The sequence below is a fragment of the Marinobacter sp. EhC06 genome (assembly GCF_001650915.1).
In the GTDB taxonomy this organism is placed as follows: domain Bacteria; phylum Pseudomonadota; class Gammaproteobacteria; order Pseudomonadales; family Oleiphilaceae; genus Marinobacter.
The window spans coordinates 490,240-516,666 of sequence record NZ_LXYO01000001.1 but is presented as its reverse complement, the minus strand read 5'-3'; the positions used below and the strand labels follow the sequence as shown (position 1 = coordinate 516,666).

Below are 26,427 nucleotides of genomic sequence, written 5' to 3'. Positions count from 1 at the left end.
GTGAAATGACCTGTGGCCAGTGATCGTCAGGGCTGGCTCACAGAACAGGGGCGGTATGATACCATAAACGCAGATTTTCACAGCGCGCCGGTTTGCCTGAATCAACTGTCTGTGATTCCTGTTGCAGGATGCTCCGGCCCAAACCTGACGAGACCGAAAAATCCATGAATTCTGAACAGATCATTGCTTCCCTCAAAGAGCTGATGGCCACCGGCGATGCGCCTGGCAAGGTGCTGACCGACCCGGCGGATCTGGACACCTACGGCAAGGACTGGACCAAGATCTATCCACCCAAGCCGTTGGCGATCGCGTTGCCCAAGACCACCGAGCAGGTTCAGGCTCTGGTGAAGTTTGCCAACGAGAATCAGGTGGCACTGGTGCCCTCCGGCGGCCGGACAGGTCTGAGTGCTGGCGCGGTGGCCGCCAACGGTGAAGTGGTTGTAGCGTTCGATAACATGAACCAGATTCTGGATTTCAACGCCAGTGATCGGACAGTTCGCTGCCAGGCCGGCGTTGTGACTGAGCAGCTGCAGAATGCGGCTGAGGATAACGGCCTCTATTACCCGGTGGACTTTGCCTCGGCCGGTTCCAGTCAGCTTGGCGGTAATCTGTCCACCAACGCAGGCGGTATCAAGGTGATTCGCTATGGTATGAGCCGGGACTGGGTCGCCGGTCTCAAAGTTGTGACTGGTAAGGGGGATATCCTGGATCTGAACAAGGATCTTGAGAAGAACAACACCGGTTACGATCTCCGGCACCTGTTTATCGGCGCAGAGGGCACTCTGGGCTTTATCACCGAAGCCACCATGAAGCTGTCCCGTAAACCGGACAACCTCACGGTATTGGTGCTGGGGCTGAACGACCTGACCAACACCATGGATGTGCTGCAAACCTTCCAAAAGAAGATTGACCTCACCGCCTACGAATTCTTCTCCCATCAGGCCATGGGCCATGTGCTGGCCCACGGCCAGGTACAGGCGCCCTTTGAGACGGAGGCACCGTACTATGCGCTTCTGGAGTTTGAAGCCGTTTCCGATCAGGTGATGGACGACGCCATGGCGCTGTTCGAGCAGTGCGTCGAGAACGGCTGGGTGCTCGATGGCGTGATCAGCCAGAGCGAAACCCAGGCCCAGAACCTGTGGCAGCTGCGCGAGCGCATTTCCGAATCCATCGCACCCCGCACGCCCTACAAGAATGACATTTCCGTGGTCGTGTCCAAGGTGCCCGGCTTCCTGCAGGAAATCGACGGAGTGGTCACCGAGCACTATCCGGATTTCGAGATTATCTGGTTTGGCCACATCGGCGACGGCAACCTGCACCTCAATATCCTCAAGCCCGAGGGTATGGCCAACGAGGATTTCTTCGAGAAGTGCCAGCAGGTCAACAAGTGGGTGTTCGAGATCGTCGAGCGCTACCAGGGCAGCGTCTCTGCCGAGCACGGCGTTGGCATGACCAAGAAGCCTTACCTGAAGTACACCCGCAGTGAGGCCGAAATCGCCTATCTGAAAGGGATCAAGCAGGTATTTGATCCTAATGGCATCATGAACCCGGGCAAGATCTTCGACTGATGCAGGACCATATCGTTGTACTGACAGGCGCTGGCATCAGCGCCGAAAGCGGCCTCTCCACCTTCCGGGATAACGGCGGATTGTGGGAGCAGCACAGTGTCTACGATGTGGCGACACCCGAGGCGTTTGCCCGGAACCAGGAGCTGGTACTGCGGTTCTACAACGACCGCCGCCGCCAGCTGGCATCCGCCCAACCCAACCAGGCCCATCGCTTGCTGGCGGAACTGGAGCAGCGCTACCGGGTGACGGTTGTTACCCAGAACGTGGACGATCTCCATGAGCGCGGTGGCGCCAGCAACGTGATTCATCTCCACGGGGAGCTGACCAAGGCCCGGAGCTCAAAGTATCCTGAGCTCGTCTACGACATCGGTTACCGTGATATCAATCCCGGTGACACCTGCGATCGCGGCGCCCAGCTTCGTCCCCATATCGTCTGGTTCGGTGAGGAAGTTCCCATGTTGGAAAAAGCCGCCGAAATTGTCCGTACGGCCGATCATCTGTTGATTGTCGGTACTTCGCTCCAGGTCTATCCGGCTGCCGGATTGGTTTACGAAGTGGACAGGGACGTGCCCATCACGGTCATTGATCCGGGAGCGCCTGCTTCGGTGTCACGGGCCCGGTTTATCCGGAAAGGAGCCAGCGAGGGGATGGCCGAGTGGGTGAGTAGCCTGCGCTAACTCTCCGCGCCAGCGTGCTCAGAAGTCTGAAGGTATTTCTCCAGCTCTTCCCGAAACGCCGCCTGAACCCCCAACCGCTTCAGCATCCAGTAGTGACCGGCAATCATCCGGTCTATAAAGATGCTTTCCACCGGCGGCTTGAAGTAGTCCAGGTATTTGAACACGGTGCTGGTTTTCTCGGCCACGCGTTTATGGATATCGGCCTCGGCAAAGTCGTAGGGCACATCGCGCTTTTCAAAAGGCACCACCAGAATATCACGCCACATGGCGTAGTAGGCTTCATCGACGGCTGGCTGGCTACCGACCCTCGCGCCAAGGTCAATCAGGTGGCGATCCAGCGCTTCGTAATCCTCATCCAGGGCTGAAACCAGTGCGTTCCGGTAGGCTTCGATGATCTCCGGTTTGAGCTGTTTCACGCAGCCGAAGTCGTACATGATAATGGAACCATCTGGCCGATAGGCGAAGTTGCCGGCATGGGGGTCGCCATGGATGCATTGGAAGCGGAAAAGCTGGTCTGCCATCAGGGTGAATATGCGATGGCCGATCAGATTGATGGTTTCCTGGTCGTAGCGTTCTCTCGTGATCTTGCTGACGTGATCGCCTTCAATCAGCTCCATGGTGAGAACCCGGCGGGTTGAGTGGCTTTGCGCGACTTCAGGTATCAGAACCCAGGGTTGGTCCTTGTGGAACTCGCGGAACAGCTCAATATTTCTGGCTTCGTTCTCATAATCCAGTTCTTCCTTGAGCCGCTCCCGAATTTCAGCGAACAACCGGTCGACAGACTCCTTGGGCATTTTAAGCAGGCCGCCGAGTCTCAGGGCCATGCGTAGTTGTTTGAGATCGGAATCGCAGGATTCGTCGACGCCCGGGTATTGAACTTTTACAATCACATCGGTGCCGTCGTGAAGCCGGGCCCTGTGCACCTGGCCAATGGAAGCGGCGGCGTAGGGTTTTTCCTGCAGGTATTCAAAGAGCTCTGATACCGGTTTACCCAGTTCCGATTCGATCTGGCCCACGATGACTTCGAACGGCATGGGCGGCGCTTCTTTCTGGAGCTTTTCCAGCGCGTCCGAGAATTCCTTGGGTAGGAAATCCTGAGTCTGGGAGGCAATCTGTCCTACCTTCATGACCGCCCCTTTCAGTTCGCCCAGGGTGTCGGCAATCTGGTCGGCCATGCGGGTATAGCTTTCGCTCTGGGCGCCTTCATCGTTCTCTGAGCGGAATAGTCGTCGCGCCCGCTGTCCTGCATATTGCCCTGCGACAGAGGCAGTCATGCCAGCGAGTTTGAAGAAGCGACCACGTCGGGAGGTTACCGGTTTCTTTGCCATAAACAGATGTACGCCTTTGACCGGATTTGGGTTTAGCCGGCCCTGCACGTTAAACCACTTTGGTCTCCACGAACAGCAGGTCCTCCAGTTCAAGGGAAAGCGTCTGGCCGGAGCTCAGTGGACCAACACCTTTGGGCGTGCCGGTCAGAACGACATCGCCCGGCAGAAGAGTGAACTGGCTGCTGATGTGAGCGATCAGGGGCACGATCGGGTTCAGCATGTCACCGGTATCGCCGGTTTGTTGGCGGCTGCCGTCAATGTCCAGCGTGAAGTGGATGGGACCCTCGGAAAACTTATCGGCGGAGACGAACGGTGACAGGGGGCAGGCGCCATCGAACCCCTTGGCGCGCTCCCATGGCTGACCTTTCTCTTTCAGCGTGGTCTGGAGGTCCCTCAAGGTGAGGTCCAGAGCCAGGCCGTAGCCGAGGATGGCGGTTTTGGCCTCACTGGCCGATGCCCGGGTCAGTGGGCGACCGATAAGAACCGCCAGTTCGGTCTCGAAGTGAACCGCCCCCTGGTTCCTCGGGAAATTCAGGGGGCGGGTAATATGCACGGCCGAGGTGGCGGGCTTGATGAACAGCAGAGGTTCATCCGGTACCGGGTTGTTGAGCTCCCGGGCATGCTCGGCGTAATTGCGACCAATGCAGACAATTTTTCCCAGTGGTAGATGGACGGCAGTGCCGTCTTTCCAGTGGTGTTGGTAATCCGGCATGGTCGCCTCCTGTCTGCCGTTGATTATTCCCCTTCAAACGAGCAAACAGTATAAACCTGAAGGCCTTCGTCCTGCAGCTTGCGGGAGCCACCGAGATCCGGAAGATCAATCATGGCTGCCACTTCCACAATCTCTGCGCCGATCCGGCGGATCAGGCGGGTAGCCGCCAGCATGGTGCCACCAGTGGCAATCAGGTCGTCCACCAGGACCACTTTGTCACCCGGCTTGAAGGCATCCTTATGCAGTTCAACAGAGGCGGTACCGTATTCAAGCTCGTAGTCTTCCACCAGGGTATCGAAGGGCAGCTTGCCTTTCTTGCGGACCAGCACCAGGGAGGCGTTGAGCTCATAGGCCAGTGCCGAGCCGATGATGAACCCGCGCGCGTCTACCGCTGCTACCGCATCAATCTTGTGGCCATGATACCGGTGTACGAAGGCATCAATCAGCTTCCGGAAAGCGGTTTTGTCCTGCAGTACCGTGGTGATATCGCGAAAGGCCACGCCGGGCTTCGGCCAGTCCGGGACCGTGCGAATAGCCTTTTTGATGCTCTCAGAAAAATAATCCATAGACGTTCCGGTTAATGCTCTGGATGCGGATCAGGCCGCATCCAGGAAAATGAATTTCAGAACAAAGACAACGGCAATGATAACAACACTGGCGTTCAGATCCGCCCAGCGACCGCTCAACGCCTTCAGGATGGCGTAGGTGATGAATCCCAGCGCGATGCCGTTGGCGATGGAGAAGGTCAGCGGCATCATCAGGGCGGTGACCACAGCCGGGGCCGCGTCGGTTACGTCATCCCAGTCAATCAATTTGAGGCCGCTGGCCATCAGAACCGCGACGTAAAGCAGTGCCGGAGCAGTGGCGTAGGCCGGAATGATGCTGGCAATGGGGGAGAGAAGCAGACACGCCAGGAACAGTGCGGCAACAACCACAGCTGTCAGGCCGGTACGCCCGCCGGCGGAAATGCCCGCCGTGGACTCGATGTAGCTGGTGGTGGTGGAGGTACCGAGGGCAGCACCGGACATGGTCGCAACCGAATCTGACATCAGGGCACGGCCAAGACGCGGCAGTTTGCCGTCCTTGTCCAGCAGCCCGCCGCGCTGGGCGGCACCGATCAGCGTTCCGGAAGTGTCAAACAAATCGACAAACAGAAACGCAAAGATCACGCTGATCATGCCTATATTCAGGGCGCCGGCAAGATCCAGCTGCATAAAGGTCGGTGCCAGGCTGGGAGGGGCGGAAACAAAGCCTTTGTACTCCACCATCCCGAGCGCCATGGCAGCGCCGGTAACCGCGATAATGCCAATCATGACGGCGCCGGTGACCTGACGGAACGACAGCGCGCAGATCAACAAGAAGCCGCCAAAGAACAGCAGGCTCTCTGCAACCTTCACTTCGCCCAGCCCCACGAGCGTGGCCGGGTGGTCCACGACAATACCGGCATTTTTCAGGGCAATTAGGGCCAGGAAGAAGCCAATGCCGGCGGATATGCCAAAGCGCAGGGACATGGGAATACTGTTAATGATCCATTCGCGGACCTTGAAAATGCTCAGCAGGAAGAACAGGAAGCCGGAAATGAACACCGCTCCCAACGCCACCTGCCAGCTGTAGCCCATGCTGCCAACGACCGTAAAGGAGAAAAAGGCGTTCAACCCCATGCCCGGCGCCAGAGCGATCGGGTAGTTGGCCCAGAGTCCCATGATCAGGGTGCCGATAACGGCTGCAAGGCAGGTAGCAACGAAGACAGCCCCGAAATCCATGCCGGTAGACGACAGGATGCTCGGGTTGACCACGATGATGTACGCCATGGTCAGGAAGGTGGTAATGCCCGCAACCACTTCTTTACGAACAGTGGTGCCGTGGGCCTGGAGTTGGAACAGTCGTTCAAGCATGACGGGTGTCTGCCTCACAGGATGCTGAAAGTTAGTGTTTGGAAGTCTGGTCTGTGCGGAAATCGTGAATTGCGTGAAAAAACGGCAATATTACCGGCTCATCTGTCTCAGGCCAAGGGATGATTGACAGTTCGTCAGACTGACGGAGTGGCTAGTTACTGCGAGGATCCCGCTGCAGCCGGATATCAAACCGCACGGCCAGCATGCGCACTATCACGATGAAAAGCAGGCCAATGGTCAGGGGCAGAGCTTCGTTATCAAGGAACCACTGGCACACGAAGTACAGCCAGCAACCGGCAAAGGAAATGGACGCGTAGATCTGGTCTTTGCGGAATATGTAGGGCACTTCGTTACAAAGGGTGTCTCGCAGTGCACCGCCAAAGGTGCCGGTCATGACCCCGAGCAGGGAGGCGATAAACCAGGAGTGCCCCAGGTCGAGTGCCAGCTGGGCACCAAGAATGGAAAACACCCCGAGTCCGATAGCGTCCGGAAATACGATTCTGGACTCCCGGAGCCGCTCAGCCCGTTTCCAGTAACTGAAGACAACAGCCATGGCCAGAATCAGCATGGGCTGTTCCTCATGCTTGATCCAGTAGAGCGGGTGGTTGTCCATGATCAGGTCCCGCAAGGTACCGCCGCCCAGGGCTGTGATAAATCCGATGGTAAATACGCCCACAGGATCCATATTCTTGGAGCGCGCCACGATCATGCCGGAAATCGCGAATGCGACGATTCCAATCATTTCAAGTATGTAGATGATGTCGAGCATGGCGGAACCCGGGAGAGGCGAAGAATGGCCTTATAGCGTCATTTTGAGCGCGGAGGATAGCGGAAAACACCCGTTCTTTCATCTAAAGATCCGGTCTGGCAGGTTTTACGGCCAGCCGGGACTGTGATCCATAACGACACTTTCAAGCGTATGTTGCATTCATCTTACCTCTATCCTGTTGTACGGAGCTGCTATGTCCTTGATGCGTCTGGCCTATGCCAGTGAAGCCACGTTCGAAGCCAAGCCGGTGGAAAAAGGGGTGGAGCCTCACGTTGCGCGAATCCTGATGACCTCCCGAAAAAACAACGCCAAGGACCAGCTGGTCGGTGGCCTGTATTACGGTAACAATCGTTTTTTCCAGTACCTGGAAGGTGAGGAGGATGCGGTACGGAGGATCTACGATCGCATTTTGAAAGACGAACGCCATCGGAATATCGTGACTCTTATTGAGGAACCGCTGTCCGGTCGAACCTTCAGCAACTGGTCTATGAAGTATGTGCCGCTGTCCCGGGATGTCCGGAAGTTTCTGGACGAGCAGGGGCTGGAATCCTTCGAGCCTTCCTCTTTCACATCGGATCAGTGTGAGAAAATGATCGAACTCATACGCAACTCCAGCCAGGATCAGAATCTGGGTAGCCATGATGATCATAAATCCGTCGGCGATGCGCCCCAGGTGTTGTCCTCCGGGATGAAAGTGGGCCTGATTGTGGCCGGCCTGGTTCTGGTAGGGGCTCTGGTGATCGGCGGGACCATGCTCTGATGGAATCGCTGTAAGAAATAAGCCCGGCTTATGCGTTTGAATAAAAGAACTTTATTTGCTTCATGATAAGACTCTGTTTAGCTTGACGGATAACAATCGCAGGCGAGTGCCGCCTGGAACCCGATCAAACAAAAATGGAGAGTTCATGAAAGCCATCCTCTGCAAGGAATATGGTCCGGCCGAGACGCTGGTCATCGAAGATGTTCCCAGTCCTGAGGTGAAAGGCCGCGGCGTGAAAGTACGCGTAAAAGCCGCCGGCCTGAATTTCCCGGACACCCTCATTATTGAAAACAAATACCAGCTGAAGCCGAGCCTGCCTTTTTCCCCGGGTGGTGAAATGGCGGGTGAGGTTATCGAGGTTGGCGACAAGGTAACCCGTTTCAAAGTGGGCGATCGTGTCGCAGGGCTCACCGGTTATGGCGCCTTTGCAGAAGAAGTGATCGTACCGGAGCAGAACCTCCTGCCTGTTCCTGATGGCATGTCTGATGAGAAGGCGGCCGCCTTCACCATGGTTTACGGCACCTCCTATTACGCCCTCAAACAGCGCGGCAACCTTCAGCCTGGCGAGACGCTTCTGGTACTGGGCGCGAGCGGCGGCGTTGGTCTGGCAACGGTCGAGCTCGGCAAGGCCATGGGTGCAAAGGTGATTGCGGCCGCCAGTTCCGCCGAAAAGCTTGCGGTTGCCAAGGAAGCCGGCGCCGATGAGCTGATCAACTACACCGAAGAGCCTCTCAAAGACGCGGTCAAAAAACTAACCCACAGCAAGGGCGTGGATGTGATCTACGATCCTGTCGGCGGTGACTTCACCGAACAGGCCCTTCGTGCCATGGGATGGAATGGCCGTCACCTGATCATCGGGTTTGCCGCCGGTGACATTCCGAAGATCCCGGCAAATTTGACCCTTCTGAAAGGCTGTTCGGTGGTCGGCGTATTCTGGGGCAGCTTTACCCAACGCGAGCCGGAGACCAGCGCCCAGAACATGATGGAGCTGATGAAGCTCTATGCCGAAGGCAAGATTGATCCGAAGATCAGTGCTGTTTACGAATTTGAGGATTACGCAAAGGCGCTAGGTGCTCTGACCGAGCGGAAAGCGACCGGCAAGGTGGTGCTTAAGGTCGGCTCCTGAGTTTTATCGTAGTCTTAAAGCTTTGGGAGGTTGCCGGTTGGAAGCCCTTCCCAAAAACCGCTACGAGCACATCCATGTGCGCTTGGCGTCGGCCATCCATGGCCGCCGACATTTTTGGGAAGGGCTTCCAACCGGCAACTTCTGACATTTGAGGTATATCGACAATATTGAAGCCTGACTCGCCGGGCGATATCGACGTTGCACGACCGCATCGCTGGGGACCGCCTCCCAAAAATGTAGAGGGCCATGGATGGCCCGAAACAAGCGCACATGGATGTGCTCGTAGCGGTTTTTGGGAGGCGGTCCCCAGCGATGCAGCCTTCAGATCTAGCAGGCTAGGCGCCAAAACTAGCAGTCAACATCAAAACCGGACTTTTCCCGCGTTAATATCGGAAACCAGTTCACGCGTAAGCAGGGTGTACCCGTCAGTCCGAGGCAACCAGGCGTAAATGTTGTCACCGGAGTCTCCCAGCGAATAACCCGCTTTCTGGATATCCACCTTCCGGTACTTGAACGTCCCCGTTTTCTCGATGGCATGGGTTACTCGCACGAACACCGGCACTGCATAGGCCGGCAGGTTATCCCGGAGATACGTGAACAGTTTGTTGGCGTCGAACGGAGTGCCGTTGCTCTTAGGAACCAGCGTCACCATGCCGGCCTTGCCGTTGGTGCCGGGGATCTCGACGCCGTAGACGATGGCTTCCTCCACCATCCCGGAACCGTCGATGATGTTTTCCACTTCCGTCGTTGAGACATTCTCGCCTTTCCAGCGGAAGGTATCGCCCATGCGGTCAACGAACTGCAAGTGGCCGCAGCCGATTTGTTTAAGGACATCCCCGGTATTGAACCAGGCGTCGCCTTTCTTGAAGGCGTTGCGGAGGATGGATTTTTCCGTGGCGTCTTTCTGGGTGTAACCCTCGAATGACCACTTCTCGGTGATCTCTCCGATCAACAGGCCGGGCTGGCCCTTGGCCACTTCCTGCATGAAGCCTTTTTCGTCGCGGATCGGGTCCCGGGTGCCGTCGTGGAATTTCACCAGTTTGTAAGGGGCGGTGGAGAAGCCCACAGTGTTGTCCATGTTGAAAAAATTGCTGAAACCGATGTTGCCTTCGCTGGATGCATAGAGTTCTGCCACGGTCTCGATGCCGAAGCGTTCTTTGAATTCCTTCCAGATGGAGGGCCGCAGGCCGTTGCCGATCATTTTGGTGAGGCTGTGATTCCGGTCCTGCTCGCTCGGTGGTTGATTCAACAGGTAGCGGCAGAGTTCGCCGACGTAGCCGAAGGTGGTGGCGTGGTAGCGGCGAACATCGTCCCAGAAGGCGCTGGCGGAGAACTTGCGGCGCAGGGCAATAGCGGAGCCGCCGGCCAGTACGGAGCCCCAGCAGACCAGCAGCGCGGTGCCGTGGTACAGGGGCAGGGTGCAGTAGAGAACATCCTCCGGCTTCATGGCTAGGGACATCAGGCCGAAGCCGCCATAGGCCTTGATGAACTTTCGGTGCGAGCCCGGGGCGGCCTTGGGCAGGCCGGTAGTGCCGGAGGTGAACAGGTAGATGGCTGTGTCACCCATTGTCGGGAGATCGCTCAGAACCGGCTCATCGCTATTGAAGGTGCTCACCTCTCCGGCCATGTTGGTGTAGCCGGCCGGCGCTTCGCCAAAGGCGTTTAGCGTGTTGGTATCTGCCAGAAACTGGAATGGTTGCGGATGGTCGGTGTTGATCTCTGCCCTGATGCCGTCAAAGGCCTCCACCAGCTCTTCGCCGACAACAACCATTTTCGGTTGAATCAGGTTGATGCTGTGTTCGAGTACTTTGCCTTTCTGGGAGGTGTTGAGCATGGCGCAGGCGACACCGAGTTTGGCGGCGCCGGCCACCACGGCCAGCAGTTCGGGACGGTTCTCCAGAAATACCGCGATGGCATCGCCTTTGGCGAGCCCCCGGTCCTGCAGGTAGCGGGCGATTCGGTTGGCCCAGCCATTAAGCTCGCTCCAGGTGATCGAGCGGTCTTCAAACAGGATGGCGGGTCGATCGCCGACACTCCCGGCGTTGCTTTCGATGAGCGTGCCCAGGGTCAGTTCCCGACTCTGGTTCTTCAGGGAGTAGTAGTACAAACCCCGGGTAATCGCCGGCAGTCGGCGAAAAACCCCGGGAAGGCTGCGGGCGATGTCCAGTGCGGATACGTTGTCTTGGCTCATGGTCTTTCCATTGGTCCCTTTTATTGTGTGGACTATGAGCCCGTAACAACGCATGCCTTGGGCTCAGTCCAGAAACAGATCCGGCATCAGGGGCTTGTCGCCCGGCTCGTACCGGTAATGCTCGAAGTCAGTAATACCGTCCTGCCGGAGCAGGTCCTCGTCGATCAGGTTCTGCCCGGTCATGGTGTCAGGCGACCGGTTCAGGATGCTGACGGCGGCATCGGCCATGATGTCCGGCTTCCTGCCCTGGGCCATCATCTTCGGGCCGCCCACTTCAAACTCGATGGCCGCCGTGGCGATCAGGGTTTTCGGCCACAGTGTGTTAACTGCGATGCCGTAACGCTTGAATTCCTCCGCCATGCCTAGGCTCAGCATCGTCATGGCGTATTTTGTGGTGGTGTAGGGCCCATACTGGGCGAACCACCGGCTATTCAGGTTGAGGGGCGGCGACAGGCTCAGGATGTGGGCCTGGTCCGACTCCTTTAGCCAGGGCAGGGCGGCCTGGCTGCAGGCCATGACTGCCCGGGCGTTAACCTGATGCATCAGGTCGTAACGGCTGACTTTCAGGTTTTCCACCCCGGTCAGTTTTATTGCGCCGGCGTTATTGACCAGTGCGTCAATGCCGCCAAAATGTTCGCCAGCTTCATCGATACGCTGACGAATCTGCTTCTCATCCCGGACATCCAGAACCAGTGGCAGTGCCTGGCCGCCGGCTTCACGCACTTCCTCTGCCACCGTATGAATGGTGCCGGGCAGTTTGGGGTGTGGTGTGTCCGATTTCGCGGCAATCACCACGTTGGCGCCCTGCCGGGCACAGGCGAGGGCAATGGCCCGACCAATGCCCCGGCTGGCGCCGGTGATAAAAACGGTGCGGTTACGCAATGTGCTCATGCGTTGCTCTCCTGTTCGGCCGTCTCGTTGGCGGTAATCTCAACCAGCAACTGGCTTCGTTTCACCTGGTCGCCCTTGCTGGCCTGGACCGCGCCGACAATGCCGTCGCGGTCGGCTTTCACCGGATGCTCCATTTTCATGGCTTCCAGAATCACCAGCGTATCGCCCTGACGAACACTCTGGCCAGCCTCGACCAACACATCAATGATGGCGCCATCCATGGTTGCCTGGATTCGGCCACTGCCGGCACCCCCAGCACCCTGCGCAGGCTGGTGGGTAATATCCCGCACCGACCAGGATTGCCCGAACGCCTGCAAATATAGAGAATCGCCCTGGCGGTGATATTGGCAAGTCTGACGAACGCCGTTGTCGATAATGCATAAGAGGCCATCGCGCTGGCTTTCAAGTACCAGGGAATGCCGGGTTTCACCCATACTGACAGACAACCGGTTGCTGCTGCGGGTAACCAGTAACTCGACGGTGGTTTCGCCGGTTTTCAGCTTGATGGGTGTCATGGTGGCCGGCGCATTGCTCCAGGCGCTCTGGCCTGAACTGCCATGGTCGAGCACGCAGGCGGCCAGGGCCAGTTGGCGAATGTCCAGAGTCTGCGGCTGCAGCGATGGATCATGGCTGAAGGCCTGCTGAAGGAAGGCGGTGGTGGCCTCGCCGGCGCCGAAAGTGTCGTTGGCGATGATCCGGCTCAGGAAGTGGCGGTTGGTGGTAACGCCGAACACAGTGGTGTCCTCAAGGGCCCGGATCAGGCGGCGACGGGCTTCGTCTCTGTTATGTCCCCAGGCAATGACCTTGGCCAGCATGGGATCGTAATGGGGTGTGATGCTGTCCCCGGAGCGAACGCCCGTATCGTATCGAAGGCCTTCCCCCTCGGCGGGTTCAAAGGCATAAAGGGGACCGGTCTGGGGGGTGAAACCCTGGGCAGGATCCTCCGCATAGAGCCGTACTTCAATGGCGTGGCCATTCAGGCGGATGTCATCCTGGGCAAGGGGTAACGGAAGCCCCTCGGCAACGGTGAGCTGCCAAGCCACCAGGTCCTGGCCGGTAATCAGCTCGGTGACAGGGTGTTCCACCTGCAGGCGGGTGTTCATCTCCAGGAAATAGAAGTTCCGGTGCTTGTCCACCAGGAACTCGACGGTGCCGGCACCTTCGTAATTGCAGGCCAGAGCCGCTTTGACCGCGGCCTCGCCCATGGCCTGGCGCAGTTCCGGTGTCACAAAGGGGGAGGGGGCTTCTTCGACTACTTTCTGGTGTCGGCGCTGCACGGAGCAGTCTCGCTCGCCCAGATAGACGGCGTTGCCGTGGCGATCGGCGAACACCTGGATTTCCACGTGCCGTGGTTCAATCACGGCTTTCTCGAGGATCAGTTCGTCGTCGCCAAAGGCCTGCTTCGACTCGGAACGGGCCCGTTTGATGTTGTCGGCCAGCTCGGATTCGCTTTCAACCAACCGCATACCGCGGCCACCGCCGCCGGCCGAGGCTTTGATCATCAGGGGGTAGCCGATGTCTTTGGCGGCTGCGATGAGTTCGTCGTCGCTGGCGTTGTTGCCTTCATAACCGGGCACCACGGGCACGCCGGCTTCCTGCATGGCGATTTTGGATCGGCGTTTGCTGCCCATCAGTTCAATGGCCGAGGCTGGCGGGCCAACAAAGACCAGGCCGGCGTCTTTGCAGGCATTGGCGAAGGCAGCATTCTCGGAGAGGAAGCCGTAGCCGGGGTGGATGCAGTCGGCGCCGGTTTTGCGGGCGGCATCAAGGATGGCATCGCTGTTCAGGTAGGAGGCGGACACCTGAGCTGGGCCAATGCAGACGGCTTCGTCGGCCATTTCCACGTGCATGGCTTTGGCGTCGGCTTCGGAGTAGACGGCCACGGTGCGGTAACCCAGGGCTTTCGCTGTGCGGATGACCCGAACTGCGATTTCGCCTCGGTTGGCTATTAACAGTTTTTTTAGCATGGTGCTGGTCTCATTGTTTTGTGCCAGTCCGCGAGTGGGTGTGGGGAGGCTTTCAGGAAACCGCTACGAGCACATCCATGTGCGCTTGACGTCGGCCATCCTTGGCCGCCGACATTTCCTGAAAGCCTCCCCACACCCACTCGCTCCCCCGTAACTTAGTCGTTGGATTCTGCCCAGGCTGGCTGCCGCTTTTGCATGAAAGCCATGGTGCCCTCCGTTCCTTCGCTTCCACGAATAGCTTCCGCGAATTTCTCAGCCGCGCTGTCGAGAAGGCCGCTCATGGGCTCATGACCAACCCGGTGCAGCAACGCCTTGGTTTCAGATGTAGCAACCGGAGCGCAATGGCGAACACGATCCAGAGCGCTGGCCAGCATCTCTTCCAGTTCATCATCGGAAGATGCCGCCTGGTGAACGATGCCAAGACGGCAAGCCTCGTTCGCATCGATTCTCAAACCGAGCAGGGCCAGTCGCCGGGCCTGTGTGAGGCCGATTCGTTCAACCACGAACGGTGCGATCTGGGCGGGAATGACGCCTAGGGAGGTTTCCGGCATGCCGAATTTTGCCGTTGGCCCGGCGATGGCAACGTCAGAAACGCAGGCCAGGCCGAAACCGCCGCCCATGACGGCACCTTCGGTGACCGCGACAACGACTTTCGAAGATTCGTTGACCTGTTGGATCATCTGGCCGAAGGCCCGGTTCAGGCGGTAGAACGGATCGGCCTCACCTTCGGCTGCTTTCTGGCCCCGGGCACCTGCCATGTCTTTGATATCGCCACCGGCACAGAAATGACCACCGGCACCCCGGATTACGACGGCGCGGATGTGCAGGTCGCTCTCGATCTGCGTAAACACGGCCGAAAGCTCCGCCACCATTTCCAGGCTCATGGCGTTGCGGACGTCGGGCCGGTTGATGGTGATGAACAGGGTGGGGCCCTGTTTTTCCAGTAAAAGTGTTTCGCAATGTGGTAGTTGATCCATACATAACTCCACTATTCAGGTTTGGAGCCAGCAGGCTTTCAGAGCCTGTCGATTCGTAGGTCGGATTAGCCAAAGGCGTAATCCGACAACCCAGGTCCGGGGCCGTCAGGCCGGTAGTTCTGTCCAGGACCGTTGAGGGCCATGGATGGCCCGATCGAGCCCTACACGGACGTACTTGCGGGCGTGTCCTGGACAGAACTACCGGCCTGTCGGCCATGCACCGTATGTCAGTCGCGCTTCTTGCCCGGCAGAGTCCCCATCATCTTGCAGATAATCCCGAGCATGATTTCATCGGCACCACCGCCAATGGACACCAGCCGAACATCCCGGTGTGCCCGGGAAATCGGGTTATCCCACATGTAACCGTTGCCACCCCAGTACTGCAGGCAGCTGTCCGTTACCTCACGTCCCAGACGCCCGGCCTTGAGCTTGGCCATGGACGCCAGACGGGTCACATCCTTGCCATCAACGTGTAGCTCGCAAGCCTGATAGGTGAGGGCGCGTAGGGCTTCGACTTCGGTTTGCAGCTCGGCCAGGCGGAAGTGGATAACCTGGTTGTCGATCAGCGGCTGGCCGAAGGTCTTGCGTTCACGGCAGTACTCGATGGTCTTGGTGATGCAGTTCTCGAGCGCCTTGATCACATTGGCCGCACCCCAGATACGCTCCTCCTGGAACTGCAGCATCTGCATCATGAAACCGGTGCCTTCGGCGCCAATGCGGTAACGCTGGGGAACGCGGACATCATCAAAAAAGATCTGGGCGGTTTCTGATGAGCGCATGCCCAGTTTGTTCAGATGCGGGCTGAAGGAGATGCCCGGGGTTTTGGTGGGCACGATAATCAGGGACTTGTTCTTGTGGGGCTTGTCGTCCGAGGTGTTGGCCAGCAGGCAGATGAAGTCGGACTTGGGGCTGTTGGTGATCCACATCTTGGAGCCGTTGATGATGTAGTCGTCACCGTCTTTCTTGGCGGTGGTTTTCATCCCTGCCACATCAGAACCCGCGCCGACCTCGCTGACGCCAATGCATCCCACCATGTCGCCGGCAATAGCCGGGGCCAGGAAGCTGCGTTTCAGTTCATCGGAACCAAACCGGGAAATGGCCGGGGTACACATATCGGTCTGAACCCCAATGGCCAGCGGAACACCACCACAATGGGCCATGCCCAGTTCTTCCGCCGCTACCAGGTTGTAGCTGTAATCCAGTCCCATACCGCCGTACTCTTCGGGTTTCTGGATGCCTAGAATTCCCAGGTTGCCGAGCTTTTTAAACAGCTCATGAATCGGGAATTCCCCGGCGGCTTCCCATTCGTCGCAGTGGGGATTGATTTCCTTCTCCACGAAATCGCGGACGGTTTTTCTGAGGGCTTCGTGCTCGGCTGTGAATTTCACGTTCTTGTTCTCCTGATTGTTAGTTCGTGCCTTCGATGGTTCGGAGCACGTTCTTTAGCTTGAGTGGCAGGTCTGTGGGGCCGCTTCCAGAAAACCGCTACGAGCACATCCATGTGCGCTTGGCGTCGGCCATCCATGGCCGCCGACATTTTCTGGAAGCGGCCCCACACACCTGCCTATGTCTGTAAATTTGTTGCTGCCTGCTGGCAGTTTTGTTGTTCTTCCAAAACGATAACTCGTGGTCGACGAGAACCGGGGCGGAGGGCTTCCCAAAAACGTGGAGCGCCAGGGATGGCGCGACCGAGCCCTACAGGGACGTATTTACGGGCGTTTTTTGGGAAGCCCTCCGCCCCGGTTCCAGCCCCAAAGCTCGAAGGCCTACAGGCGGGCCACCCCAAACGTATTAGGCCGCAACTGCCGAGCCTCCGCCTCTCGGCAAACATCAAGAACCAGAGCCAGAACACGCCGCGTATCCCGCGGGTCGATCAGCCCGTCATCCCACAATCGGGCCGTTCCAAACAGCGCCGTTGAGCCTTCCTCCAGTTTCTTCGCCGTGGCCTGCTCCAGAAAATCCAGTGTCTTCGGATCCGGCTCCATGCCGCCGCGACGTTGCTTGTCTTCAGCCACGATGCGCATCACCTTGCCGGCCTGTGCTGGGCCCATAACTGCCGTTCGGCTGTTAGGCCAGGCGAAGATGAACCTTGGGTCCAGGCCGCGTCCGCACATGGCGTAGTTACCTGCACCATAGGAACCGCCGATGACAATTGCGACCTTTGGCACCCGACAATTGGCCACGGCCTGGATCATTTTTGATCCGTGTTTGATGATGCCGTTCTGCTCCGAGTGGGTGCCCACCATGAAACCGGTGGTGTTATGCAGGAACAGCAGCGGCGTTCCCGCCTGGTCGCAGAGCTGTATGAACTGGGCGGCCTTGGCTGAGCCTGCCGGGGTGATCGGGCCGTTGTTGCCGATGATGCCAACCGAGTGGCCCTCGATACGGATGGTGCCGCACACGGTCTGGTCGTCGAACTCGTTCTTGAAATCCATGAACTTCGAACCGTCGGCGATTCGGGCAAGGATTTCTCGAACGTCGTAGGGTTTCTTGGAATCCGCCGGAATCACGCCCAGCAATTCATCGGCCGGGTAGAGAGGTTCCTCCCACTGAAGCTCTCGCTGCGGTGGTAACTGCTCGTTCCAGGGCAGGGCTTCGAGGATGTTTCTGGCCTGGCGGATGCCATCGGCGTCGTCTTCGGCCAGGTATTCGGCGGTGCCTGCCACCGTGGCATGCATCTCCGCGCCGCCGAGTTCTTCGTCGGTGGCAACTTCACCGGTCGCTGCTTTCAGAAGCGGTGGGCCGGCGAGGAACATCTTGGCTTGCTCGCGCACCACGATCACATAATCAGATAGGCCCGGCTGGTAGGCGCCGCCTGCCGTGGCGTTGCCGTGGACCACGGTTACCTGGGGAATGCCGGCGGCAGACATGCGAGCCTGGTTGGCAAAGCCCCGGGCGCCCAGCACGAAAATATCTGTAGCATAATTCAGGTTGGCGCCGCCGCTTTCGGACATGGACACGACAGGGAGCTTGTTCTCCATGGCGATCTGCTGCAGCCGCAGCGTTTTGTCCAGGCCTGCCGGGGTAATGGTGCCGCCCTTGATAGCGCTGTTGCTGGCAACGACGAGGCAGCGAATGCCGCTGACATAGCCAATACCGGCGATGATCCCGCCGCCGGCCATGCTGCCGTCCTTGTCGTCGTGCATCTTATAGCCGGCGAGGGAGCAGAGTTCCAGGAACGGCGTTCCACGATCCAGCAACCGGTTGATGCGGTCCCGGGGGAGCAGCTTGCCCCGCTTGGTGAACTTCTCCCGGGCGGCCTCCGCCAGATCCAGCACCTTCTGTTCCACGTCTCGAAACGCGGTGATGTGCGCTTCCATGGCTTCGGCGTTGGCGCGGAAGTCGTCGGACTGGGAGGTTACGGTGGATTCAAGTACCTGCATGTTCGCTCCTCAGTCGTCGCTCAGAACTTTCGGGGTGACGGCCCTGTGAAAGCCGTGGTAGGGCTCGTTGTTCTTGGCCTTCGGCAACGGCCAGACCCGGCCACCCTGGGAAGCGCCGCCGTCGATTCGAAGGCAGTCGCCACTGATGAACGCCGCCCCCGGACTGAGCAGAAAGCAGATGGCCGAGCTGACTTCGGATTCGGTGCCCATCCGCTTGATGGGCACGTTATCCCCAAGGCTGCGGATCCATTGCTTCATGTGCTCGGGATAATTGTCCATGCCGCTGGAAGCAATCCAGCCCGGAGCAACCGCATTCACTCGAACGCCGGAAGCTCCCCATTCAACTGCGGCCGTCTGGGTAAAGTTCACCATCCCGGCCCTGGCGGCACCCGAGTGCCCCATGCCGGGCATACCGCCCCACATATCGGCCACGATATTGACGATGGCGCCCCCAGTTTTGGACAGTGCCTGAGTGTAGGCTTCACGGGCCATCAGGAAGCCGCCGGTCAGATTGGTCCGCACCACCGTCTCCCAACCCTTCTGGTTGATCCCGGTCAGCGGTGCCTGAAACTGCCCGCCGGCGTTGTTCACCAAACCATTCAGGCCACCATGTTCGGCAATAATCGCCTTGACGGTGGCTTTCACCGATTCCTCTTCCCGGATATCGCAGACATGAGCCGACGCAATACCGCCGTCCTCAGTGATCTCTGCTTTTACAGACTCCACTTTCTCGGACTTTCGACCCACCAGGGCAACCCGCGCGCCCAGGGCAGCGAGTTCATGGGCGGTACACCTCCCGATGCCTGAACCGCCGCCGGTAACAATAAACACCTGGCCCTTAAACAAGTCGGGATGAAAAACAGATTGATAGCTCATAAGTTGAAGACCTTTCCAAACGTTCGGGCGCTCTGGTTGGTGGCACGCTCCAGGACTGTGAGCAGCATGGATGCTGCGATCAAGCCTACATGGACGTATTTACGGCGTGTCCTGGAGCGTGCCACCAACCAGAGTGCATGCTCCATGGTTGACTACCCAATCACCTCAGAAGAAACCGGCACAGGAAACTCCAAAAGCTGCTGGGCAAACGCCTTCCCCTGGGGATCAATCCGCAGGCTGGCAACGCCACCGCCGCCAAGACTGTGCTCCAGCAGGAAATTGATGGCCTGCAGCCCGGGCATGGCCCAGCGGGTGACCCGACCGGTTTCCGGATTCAGGGTATGGGCCATCCAGTCGGCAACGGCTGCTTCCGTCAATGCTGCCTCGATAAATGGCAGAAACTCCGGTTTCCTGGCAATCACGCCGATGTTGCTGTGATCGCCCTTATCGCCACTCCGGGCCCAGGCAAGTTTCACCAGCTGCACGGTTGTATCCGTGACGCCTGCCTCGTGTGTGAACGACTGGGGCTGGAGTTCGCTGTCCTTGAATCCGCCAGAAGTCTCAACCTCAACGTTCTGCCGCTCGCCACCGAGATCCACCGATACCTCGACTTCTGTTTTAGGCACCAGGCATGAATACAACCGGATTTTCGGCCATACCGTGGGCCGCCCCCCGACAATTCCGGTAATCCCCGGCGCCATGCCCGTTGCCGCCTGGGCAATTTCCCGGGAAAACAGCACCAGAGCCTCTTTTTTGGGATGGGCCGTGCTGATCTTCACCACCACCTCCCGGCAACCCTCGCCACGGCCGTGAGCGCCATAGGTGGTTTCGGTGCCCAGGAGCTCGATACTGGTCTCGCTGTAATCGGGCAGGCCACGTTCGCTGAACATGCGTGAGGTCTTGGCCAGAATGGCCTGGGCGACTGTCTGAGCCTTGGCCCTGGCGTTCATGCCAGCCAGAAGGAATGTGACCGTGCACTTGAAGCCATCCGGCCAGGTGCCCGATACCTTGTAACTGTCCGTGGGCGGAAGTCCCCGGGCACCCCGAACCTGAACCTGGTCTTTTCCGGTTTCCTCCAGCTCAACCCCTGTGAAATCGCAGGTAACATCCGGCAGCAGGTAGGCCCTCGGATCGCCAATCTCGTAGACCAGTTGTTCGGCCACAGTGCCCCGGCTGACCAGGCCGCCGGTGTCTTCGGGCTTGGTGATAAAGAAGCTGCCGTCGCCGCTCACTTCGGCAATCGGGAAGCCCATGTTGGCGTAGCCTCCGGCTACCTCTTCCCAGTCGGTAAAGTTGCCGCCGGTGGACTGGGCGCCGCACTCGAGAAGGTGCCCGGCCAGGCTGCCCTGAGCCAGTTTGTCGTAGTCCTGCCAGCTCCAGCCGAATTCGTGCACCAGAGGCGCCAGCACCAGGGCGCTGTCGGCAACCCGGCCGGTAATAACAATGTCGGCACCCTGTTCCAGGGCGGCAACCAGGCCAGGCGCACCGAGATAAGCGTTCAGGCTGACCATCATCGGTGGCATCGCCTGGCCGGAACCCATCTCCGTAACGCCCATGTCGGCGAGCTTTTTCTTCTTCATCAGCAGATCGTCGCCCAGCACCAGGGCAATCTTCATCTCTACGCCTGCCTTTTCGCAGAGGGCCTGCAGGGCGTCGCGGCAGGCGACCGGATTCACGCCGCCTGCGTTGGCCAGAACGCGGATGCCTTTTTCCTTGATGTCACCAAGCAAGGGGCCCATGACCGTCTGGACGAAATCCCGCGCATACCCCTGGGTCGGGTCCTTCATTTTCTGGCCAGCCATAATGGACATGGTGATTTCGGCCAGATAATCGGCCACCAGATAGTCGATGTTGCCCTGATGAACCAGTTGCCCGGCGGCGGTTTCCGTATCGCCCCAGAAAGCGGCGGAGCATCCGATTCGAACGGTTTTTGGGGATTCAGCCATGTTCCTTTGCCTTGTCTATGCCCTGTCTATGGTTGCCGGTTCGATACCTGCGGCAATCGCGGTTTTGTCTCACGATGAACCTGACAATACCAAGCAAGCGCTTGGTTTGTAAATAGGCAAGTTTGAGGTAGAATTAAAGGCCTCTTATGCCAACCGGATAGCGTTAGTGAGCCAGAACCAGATCCTCCAGTCCCTGATCGCCGAAAACCTTGTGTCAGACCCCAGTGGTGCCCGCGGCCGCCTGCTTACTGAGGCCGCCCGGCTGTTCCGGGAAAAAGGCTATGAACGGACCACAGTTCGCGATCTGGCAGCCGCCGTCGGTATTCAGTCCGGCAGCCTGTTTCATCACTTCCGGACCAAGGAAGAGATTCTCAAAGCGGTGATGGTCGAAACCATCCGGCTGAATACGGCGCTCATGCAGGCGGCTCTGGAGGCTGCCGATACCAACAGAGAGAAGCTGCGGGGTCTGGTCCGTGCCGAGCTGGAGTCGATCAATGGCCAGACCGGTGAGGCTATGGCGGTATTGGTATTCGAATGGCGGAGTCTGTCGGCCGCTTCCCAGGTTGAAGTGCTGGAACTCCGGGATATCTACGAGAAGCTCTGGCTGGATGTACTGGAATCGCTGAAACGTGAAGGTGCTCTGGAGGCGGATCCCTTCGTTGTTCGAAGGATGTTGACTGGCGCCCTCAGCTGGACCGTAACCTGGTACAAGCCGGAGCGGGGAGGCCTGACACTGGATGGCCTGACCGATCAGGTGATGGCGATGATGGCACTGTAAGCGGACTGGTATTTTCAAAAGTCATTGTTTTAAGTCAAGAAAATCTTGTGAAATCCATTTCCTTCCGGGCCATTGGCCCGATCGGCATAACAAAATCGGCATTCGAGCCATTTTTGTAGGACAGTTTTCACCGCATTCTTGCACCCGTTGACAAAAACCGAGTTCAGATCGGCCAAACAAAAACAACGTGATGCAGGGTGAAATATGATCTCCTCTCTGGCAAAGCTCGGACCGCACCTTATTGCGGCTCGCCTCAAGGCTCTCTCGCTGGCGGCGGTTGTCGTTCTCGCAGGATGCTCGGCAAATCCCATCTACACCACCACCGGCGTTGTACTCTCCAATTACTCGGAGGGCGAAGCCACGCCCTACGTGTTGCAGATGTCCGACACCCAGATGGCGTGTGCGCTGGGCGAGGGCGTGGATCCGCTGCTCTATTCCTTCTCGCGGGTCACCGATGCACCTGACACCACCGGCTCCCTGTTGATGCTTCTGGCAGGCAACTGTGCCGAGTACAAGGCCTGGGAAGCTGAGCTCGCCTATCTCAGAGCGGATTATGAGGGAGATGTGAAAGCGGCAAAGGACGCCAGGGAAGTGGCAAAGCGATTGAATGCGCTGACCGCGAAACGCCGGTATGCCTCCTTTAAGCGAGCAATGGCCGCCTACGAGTTCGATCCCGCTGCTGAACCCCTCGAGTGCCCCTTTCTGTTCACCGAACAGGACGAAATCACCTTCCTGCTGGGCTTGCTGACCGGTATGCAGGCAATCGTAAACGATGCCAATTCCGGCGCCATGGCCGGAGTCCCCAGGAATATCGCTCCCCAGGCCGAGCGTGCCGCTACCTGTCTGGACAATGAAAAGTGGGGCGGTATGCCAAACGCCATCCGGGCCCTGGTCTGGCTGCTCCTGCCCGACACCCGTCCGGCTCTGGCGCCGGACCCCTGGCAGGTGCTTGAGCACAGCCGGGAACTGGGGGTTGAAAAAGGCATGCGGGTTCCGCACGCGCTTCAAGCGGTCGCCGCCGAAACCTTTGGTCGCCCGGAAAAGCTTGAGCAAGCCATCGCCAGTTTTGCCGCGGCCGATGCAACTATGGAGGTCTGGGACGAGTATCGTCTGGTGGATGAAGTCGCGGCGGGCGTGGTGCGTTTCTCTTCTGACAAACACTGGACCGCCAATTACGGCTATCGAACGCCGCAATCCTTCTTCGGCAGGATGAGCCCCGAGCGGCAAACCGACAACGTCGAAACCATGAATCTGGACGACCTGCTCTAAGGCAGGTTGCCGACATCCTCTGAAAACTGACAAACACAAGAATGACCCGGAGGTCGATATGATCCGCAAATCCCTCGCTGCCATGGCCCTTGTGGCCGCCGCTCCGCTGGCATCGGCACAGTCTGTTTCCATGTGCGTGTTCGATGTAATCGGCGCCAATGGCGACTTCTACAACTTCGTCAAAGACTATGCGCTAGAGATGAAGGGCCACGGCGTGGATTTCGAGCTGAAACCCTACACCGATGAGGGCGTGGCGATCGGTGATTTTAACGCCGGACAATGCGATGCCGTTGCCGCCACGGACATCCGGATTCGTCCATTCAACAAGTTCACGGGCAGCATCAGCGCTGTGGGGGCGCTGCCCACCTACGACAACCTGAAAACCTTGTTGGCCACGCTGGCACAACCGAAAGCTGCGCCATTGATGAAGGATAACGGGTACGAAGTGCTCGGGATCATACCAGTGGGTGCCGGTTACCTGTTTGTAAATGATCGCAGTATTGATACCGCCGGTGAGCTGGCGGGCAAGCGGATGGCGACCCTCGACTATCAGAAAGACGCGATTCACATGGTGAACTTCGTCAAGGCCACGGTCGTGCCCTCTGACATCACCAACTTCGCCGGCAAATTTAACAACGGTTCGGTGGATACCGCCTATGCGCCGGCTTTTGCTTACGAAGCTCTGGAACTCTATAAGGGCATCGGCGAAACCGGCGGGGTTGTGGACTATCCGCTGGCACAGCTGACGCTTCAGATGGTTGCCCGTGATGACGTGCTGGACGACGACACCGCCCAGAAAGCCCGTGAGGTTGCCTGGAATATGTTTCCTCAGGCCATGGGGCTGATTGAAGGCCAGGAAGCAGCCATTCCCGAAGAAAAATGGGTGCGCATTCCTGAAAAAGACATCCGCGGCTATCAGGAAATGTTCCGGGAGAACCGGATCGAGATGCGCGATGGCCTGAACGGGGCGCCGGATGTGTATCACCCGAAAATGATGGGGCTGCTCAGCAAGATCCGCTGTGCAAGTAACCCTGCAGCAGCCGAGTGCACCGCGGCCAACCGCGAATAACAGGGCGGAACCATCATGAACTGGCGAGCAATTACCGCTCCGGCAGCACGGACCCTATACCCCGTACATCGCATGTACGGGGCGGTTCTGCTGCTTCTCCTGCTGTTTACCCTACTGCTGGGGATGGGCAACTCGCTCCATTCCCGGTTGCTCTGGGTCGGAGAACAGACCTGGCCGAACTATTATCTGCTGAATCCCGATGCGACAGAGCCGTCCTGTCAGCTGGAAATGGATGTTGATGCCGAAGTGGCTCGCCGGGTGGCCAATTACAAGCCCGACCCCGATGATCTGTTCAGCTCACCGCCCAATCCCGATGCCATCCGCAAATCGCTACAGAGCAATCTGGAACTCTGCCAGCAGCAATACGACGTCTATGAACAGAACCTGGCCCACGCTACGCCAGCCCTAGGGGCGTTCAAGACGGTAGAGCAGGGACTTGCGAACTTCCTGCTGGAGAACATTGAGCTAACCAAGTACCTGTTCATTGCGATGTTCGCGATGGCTGCGGCAATCGCTGCGCTGGACACGGACCACATAGCGTTGCGCCTGCCCCGCAATCGAGCAGAATGGCGGCTGAGCCAGGGTGTGCAGTTTGTGGTTAATGGTCTGATGGTGCTGTCGCTTAACGCTTACCTGGGCAAGCTGGCCACGTCGCCGGGTTCGGACGGTACGATGAGCCTTCAATATGCCTGGGGCGGGGTCTTCGGCCTCTTCATGGTGATCAATGCAGTGCGCTTCCTGAACGTTCCGGAACGTATCCGCCCCGGCGGTCTTTCCGTCTCGTCCGGTCTGGTGATTCCTCTGTACTGTGCCATGGGCCTGATCGCCATGAGTTATTTCTTCCTGGTAGACGGGTATGCCTCGGGCCTGGCGATCTACTTTGGAATGATGTCCAACCTGTCATCCATGTTCATCAATATCGGCCTTTATGTGCTGGTGGGCATGATGCTGAAGCAGACCAGGATTCCCGAGCTCCTGCTCAATCTCATCAAACCTTTTAATCTGCCAGCGCCGATGCTGGCTTCGGTGATTATCTTCGCAACGGCGTTTCCCACCGCGTTCACCGGCGCATCGGGCATTTTCATCCTGGCCGTGGGTGGTGTTGTGTATGACGAGCTGCGACGAGCCGGGGCAGGGCGGCAGCTTTCCCTGGCAACGACGGCCATGTCCGGAAGCCTCGGCGTGGTGCTCAACCCGTGCCTGCTGATCGTTGTTGTGGCGGCTCTCAATAAGGAAGTGACAACCACTGAGATGTACAGCTGGGGTTTCTGGGTCTTCATCATGTCGGCAACGCTGTTTTCACTGATTGTCTGCAAGACCCAGGGAAACTGGAAGCCTCGTCCGGCGCCCGGCGCTTTCCGTGCGGCTCTCTCGGAAAGCCGGGCCCTGCTGCCTTATGTGGCCGTGGCAGCTCTGGTTATCCTGTCGATCTGGGTTGTTCTCGGCTTGAAGTTCAACGAGTACAGCGCTCCTTTGATCCTGCCGCTGGTAATGCTCGCGCTGGTGTTGCTGGATTCCGGCCGGAGTCGTGGTGAGCATGGCCAGACCCGTTCCCAGGTGTTCTGGGCACGCAGCTCGGCTGCTGCCAGCGATTCGGCAGTGCACATTGGCGCGCTGCTGGCGTTGATCGGGTTTTCCATCTGCCTGGGGGGAATCCTGGAGCGCTCCGATATCGTTCACGCGCTCTTCCCGGAAGACCTGACCAGTCCCTGGATCGCCATGCTGGTGATCGTCGTGATGCTCACAGTAATAGGCATGGTCATGGACCCGTTCGGCGCGGTAATCCTGGTGTCGGCGACCATTGCCCAGCCGGCGATCCAGCTGGGTATTGATCCGCTGCACTTCTGGATTGTGTGTCTGGTGGCATTTGAGCTCGGTTACCTGAGCCCGCCAGTGGCGCTGAACCACCTGCTCACCCGCCAGGTGGTGGGCGAGACCGAAGTGCTGGCGGCAGAGCGCACAGGTTCCTTCTGGCATCGCTATGAGCGGTTGCTGCTGCCCCTGGCCGTGATGGGCCCCACACTGTTGTTCGTGGCCTTTGTGCCGATGCTGTTCTACGCGTTGTAATGTTGAAGTGAGATAAAGAAGGCCGCCTGAGGGAAACTCCAGGCGGTTTTTTTGCATCTGGAATACAAGAGGAAACGTAGTTTGAACGAAACCGAACACTCGCAAGGAACGTGTTTGTTATACCCTAGGAAATAAAATCGATCTTCTGCCAGTGGCCTGACTTATGTCTTTTGGTGTC

Annotated in this window: 21 protein-coding genes; 8 read left to right on the top strand and 13 right to left on the bottom strand. The window is 58.4% G+C overall.

The features are described 5' to 3' along the window. Window positions 1-164: 164 nt before the first annotated feature. Together A8B84_RS02285 and A8B84_RS02280 are read left to right on the top strand one after the other, a co-directional pair. Complete coding sequence (locus A8B84_RS02285; protein ID WP_064228988.1) at window positions 165-1,568, top strand: FAD-binding oxidoreductase; 1,404 nt, start codon at window positions 165-167, stop codon at window positions 1,566-1,568. Next, the gene (locus A8B84_RS02280) at window positions 1,568-2,245 is read left to right on the top strand and encodes an SIR2 family NAD-dependent protein deacylase (RefSeq protein WP_064228601.1); all 678 of its coding nucleotides are present in this window, start codon (window positions 1,568-1,570) and stop codon (window positions 2,243-2,245) included. The genes A8B84_RS02285 and A8B84_RS02280 overlap by 1 nt, the downstream gene beginning before the upstream one ends. Here the strand turns inward: A8B84_RS02280 and A8B84_RS02275 are convergent. From A8B84_RS02275 to A8B84_RS02255, 5 genes are all read right to left on the bottom strand, one after another. Further along, window positions 2,242-3,573: an ABC1 kinase family protein gene (locus tag A8B84_RS02275; RefSeq protein ID WP_064228989.1), complete on the bottom strand. Its 1,332-nt coding sequence runs from the start codon at window positions 3,571-3,573 to the stop codon at window positions 2,242-2,244. The genes A8B84_RS02280 and A8B84_RS02275 overlap by 4 nt on opposite strands. A gap of 49 nt (window positions 3,574-3,622) precedes the next feature. Next, window positions 3,623-4,285, bottom strand: a complete 663-nt coding sequence (locus A8B84_RS02270; RefSeq protein ID WP_064228602.1) for a fumarylacetoacetate hydrolase family protein — start codon at window positions 4,283-4,285, stop codon at window positions 3,623-3,625. Window positions 4,286-4,308: 23 nt separating this feature from the next. Continuing rightward, complete coding sequence (locus tag A8B84_RS02265; protein ID WP_064228603.1) at window positions 4,309-4,851, bottom strand: adenine phosphoribosyltransferase; 543 nt, start codon at window positions 4,849-4,851, stop codon at window positions 4,309-4,311. A gap of 30 nt (window positions 4,852-4,881) precedes the next feature. After that, a complete protein-coding gene (locus tag A8B84_RS02260; RefSeq protein WP_064228604.1) occupies window positions 4,882-6,180 on the bottom strand; it encodes an NCS2 family permease in 1,299 nt (432 codons plus the stop codon). A 151-nt stretch (window positions 6,181-6,331) separates the two neighbouring features. Further along, entirely contained in the window at window positions 6,332-6,949 is a 618-nt protein-coding gene (locus tag A8B84_RS02255; RefSeq protein ID WP_064228605.1) for a trimeric intracellular cation channel family protein, read from the bottom strand. Window positions 6,950-7,142: 193 nt separating this feature from the next. On the opposite strand from A8B84_RS02255, the gene A8B84_RS02250 reads away from it, so the two are divergent. Further along, complete coding sequence (locus tag A8B84_RS02250; protein WP_064228606.1) at window positions 7,143-7,709, top strand: BLUF domain-containing protein; 567 nt, start codon at window positions 7,143-7,145, stop codon at window positions 7,707-7,709. 145 nt (window positions 7,710-7,854) lie between these two features. After that, window positions 7,855-8,835 carry an NADPH:quinone oxidoreductase family protein gene (locus A8B84_RS02245; protein ID WP_064228607.1) on the top strand — a complete coding sequence of 327 codons (981 nt, stop codon included), beginning with the start codon at window positions 7,855-7,857 and terminating at the stop codon, window positions 8,833-8,835. Between the two features lie 361 nt (window positions 8,836-9,196). Here the strand turns inward: A8B84_RS02245 and A8B84_RS02240 are convergent, their stop codons facing one another. The 8 genes from A8B84_RS02240 to A8B84_RS02205 all read right to left on the bottom strand — a co-directional run bounded on the left by A8B84_RS02240 (window position 9,197) and on the right by A8B84_RS02205 (window position 21,066). Next, window positions 9,197-11,026 carry a long-chain-acyl-CoA synthetase gene (locus tag A8B84_RS02240; RefSeq protein WP_064228608.1) on the bottom strand — a complete coding sequence of 610 codons (1,830 nt, stop codon included), beginning with the start codon at window positions 11,024-11,026 and terminating at the stop codon, window positions 9,197-9,199. A gap of 63 nt (window positions 11,027-11,089) precedes the next feature. Continuing rightward, window positions 11,090-11,917, bottom strand: a complete 828-nt coding sequence (locus A8B84_RS02235; protein ID WP_064228609.1) for an SDR family oxidoreductase — start codon at window positions 11,915-11,917, stop codon at window positions 11,090-11,092. Further along, entirely contained in the window at window positions 11,914-13,884 is a 1,971-nt protein-coding gene (locus A8B84_RS02230) for an acetyl/propionyl/methylcrotonyl-CoA carboxylase subunit alpha (RefSeq protein WP_064228610.1), read from the bottom strand. Before A8B84_RS02230 ends, A8B84_RS02235 begins: the two co-directional genes overlap by 4 nt. Window positions 13,885-14,039: 155 nt before the next feature. After that, window positions 14,040-14,861 carry an enoyl-CoA hydratase/isomerase family protein gene (locus A8B84_RS02225; protein WP_064228611.1) on the bottom strand — a complete coding sequence of 274 codons (822 nt, stop codon included), beginning with the start codon at window positions 14,859-14,861 and terminating at the stop codon, window positions 14,040-14,042. A 227-nt stretch (window positions 14,862-15,088) separates the two neighbouring features. Next, complete coding sequence (locus A8B84_RS02220) at window positions 15,089-16,249, bottom strand: acyl-CoA dehydrogenase family protein (RefSeq protein WP_064228612.1); 1,161 nt, start codon at window positions 16,247-16,249, stop codon at window positions 15,089-15,091. 378 nt (window positions 16,250-16,627) lie between these two features. Next, entirely contained in the window at window positions 16,628-18,244 is a 1,617-nt protein-coding gene (locus A8B84_RS02215; protein ID WP_064228613.1) for an acyl-CoA carboxylase subunit beta, read from the bottom strand. Window positions 18,245-18,253: 9 nt separating this feature from the next. Next, window positions 18,254-19,120, bottom strand: coding sequence for an SDR family oxidoreductase (locus A8B84_RS02210; protein WP_064228614.1), 867 nt, complete (start codon window positions 19,118-19,120; stop codon window positions 18,254-18,256). A gap of 152 nt (window positions 19,121-19,272) precedes the next feature. Further along, window positions 19,273-21,066, bottom strand: a complete 1,794-nt coding sequence (locus A8B84_RS02205; RefSeq protein ID WP_064228615.1) for an acyclic terpene utilization AtuA family protein — start codon at window positions 21,064-21,066, stop codon at window positions 19,273-19,275. 157 nt (window positions 21,067-21,223) lie between these two features. Here A8B84_RS02205 and A8B84_RS02200 point away from each other — a divergent pair, with 157 nt between their 5' ends. The 4 genes from A8B84_RS02200 to A8B84_RS02185 all read left to right on the top strand — a co-directional run bounded on the left by A8B84_RS02200 (window position 21,224) and on the right by A8B84_RS02185 (window position 26,249). After that, entirely contained in the window at window positions 21,224-21,844 is a 621-nt protein-coding gene (locus A8B84_RS02200) for a TetR/AcrR family transcriptional regulator (RefSeq protein ID WP_064228616.1), read from the top strand. A gap of 204 nt (window positions 21,845-22,048) precedes the next feature. Next, window positions 22,049-23,113: a hypothetical protein gene (locus tag A8B84_RS02195; protein WP_064228617.1), complete on the top strand. Its 1,065-nt coding sequence runs from the start codon at window positions 22,049-22,051 to the stop codon at window positions 23,111-23,113. A 58-nt stretch (window positions 23,114-23,171) separates the two neighbouring features. Next, window positions 23,172-24,182, top strand: a complete 1,011-nt coding sequence (locus A8B84_RS02190) for a putative solute-binding protein (RefSeq protein ID WP_064228618.1) — start codon at window positions 23,172-23,174, stop codon at window positions 24,180-24,182. Window positions 24,183-24,197: 15 nt separating this feature from the next. Beyond that, window positions 24,198-26,249: a TRAP transporter large permease subunit gene (locus tag A8B84_RS02185; protein ID WP_064228619.1), complete on the top strand. Its 2,052-nt coding sequence runs from the start codon at window positions 24,198-24,200 to the stop codon at window positions 26,247-26,249. The last annotated feature ends 178 nt before the right edge of the window (window positions 26,250-26,427 follow it).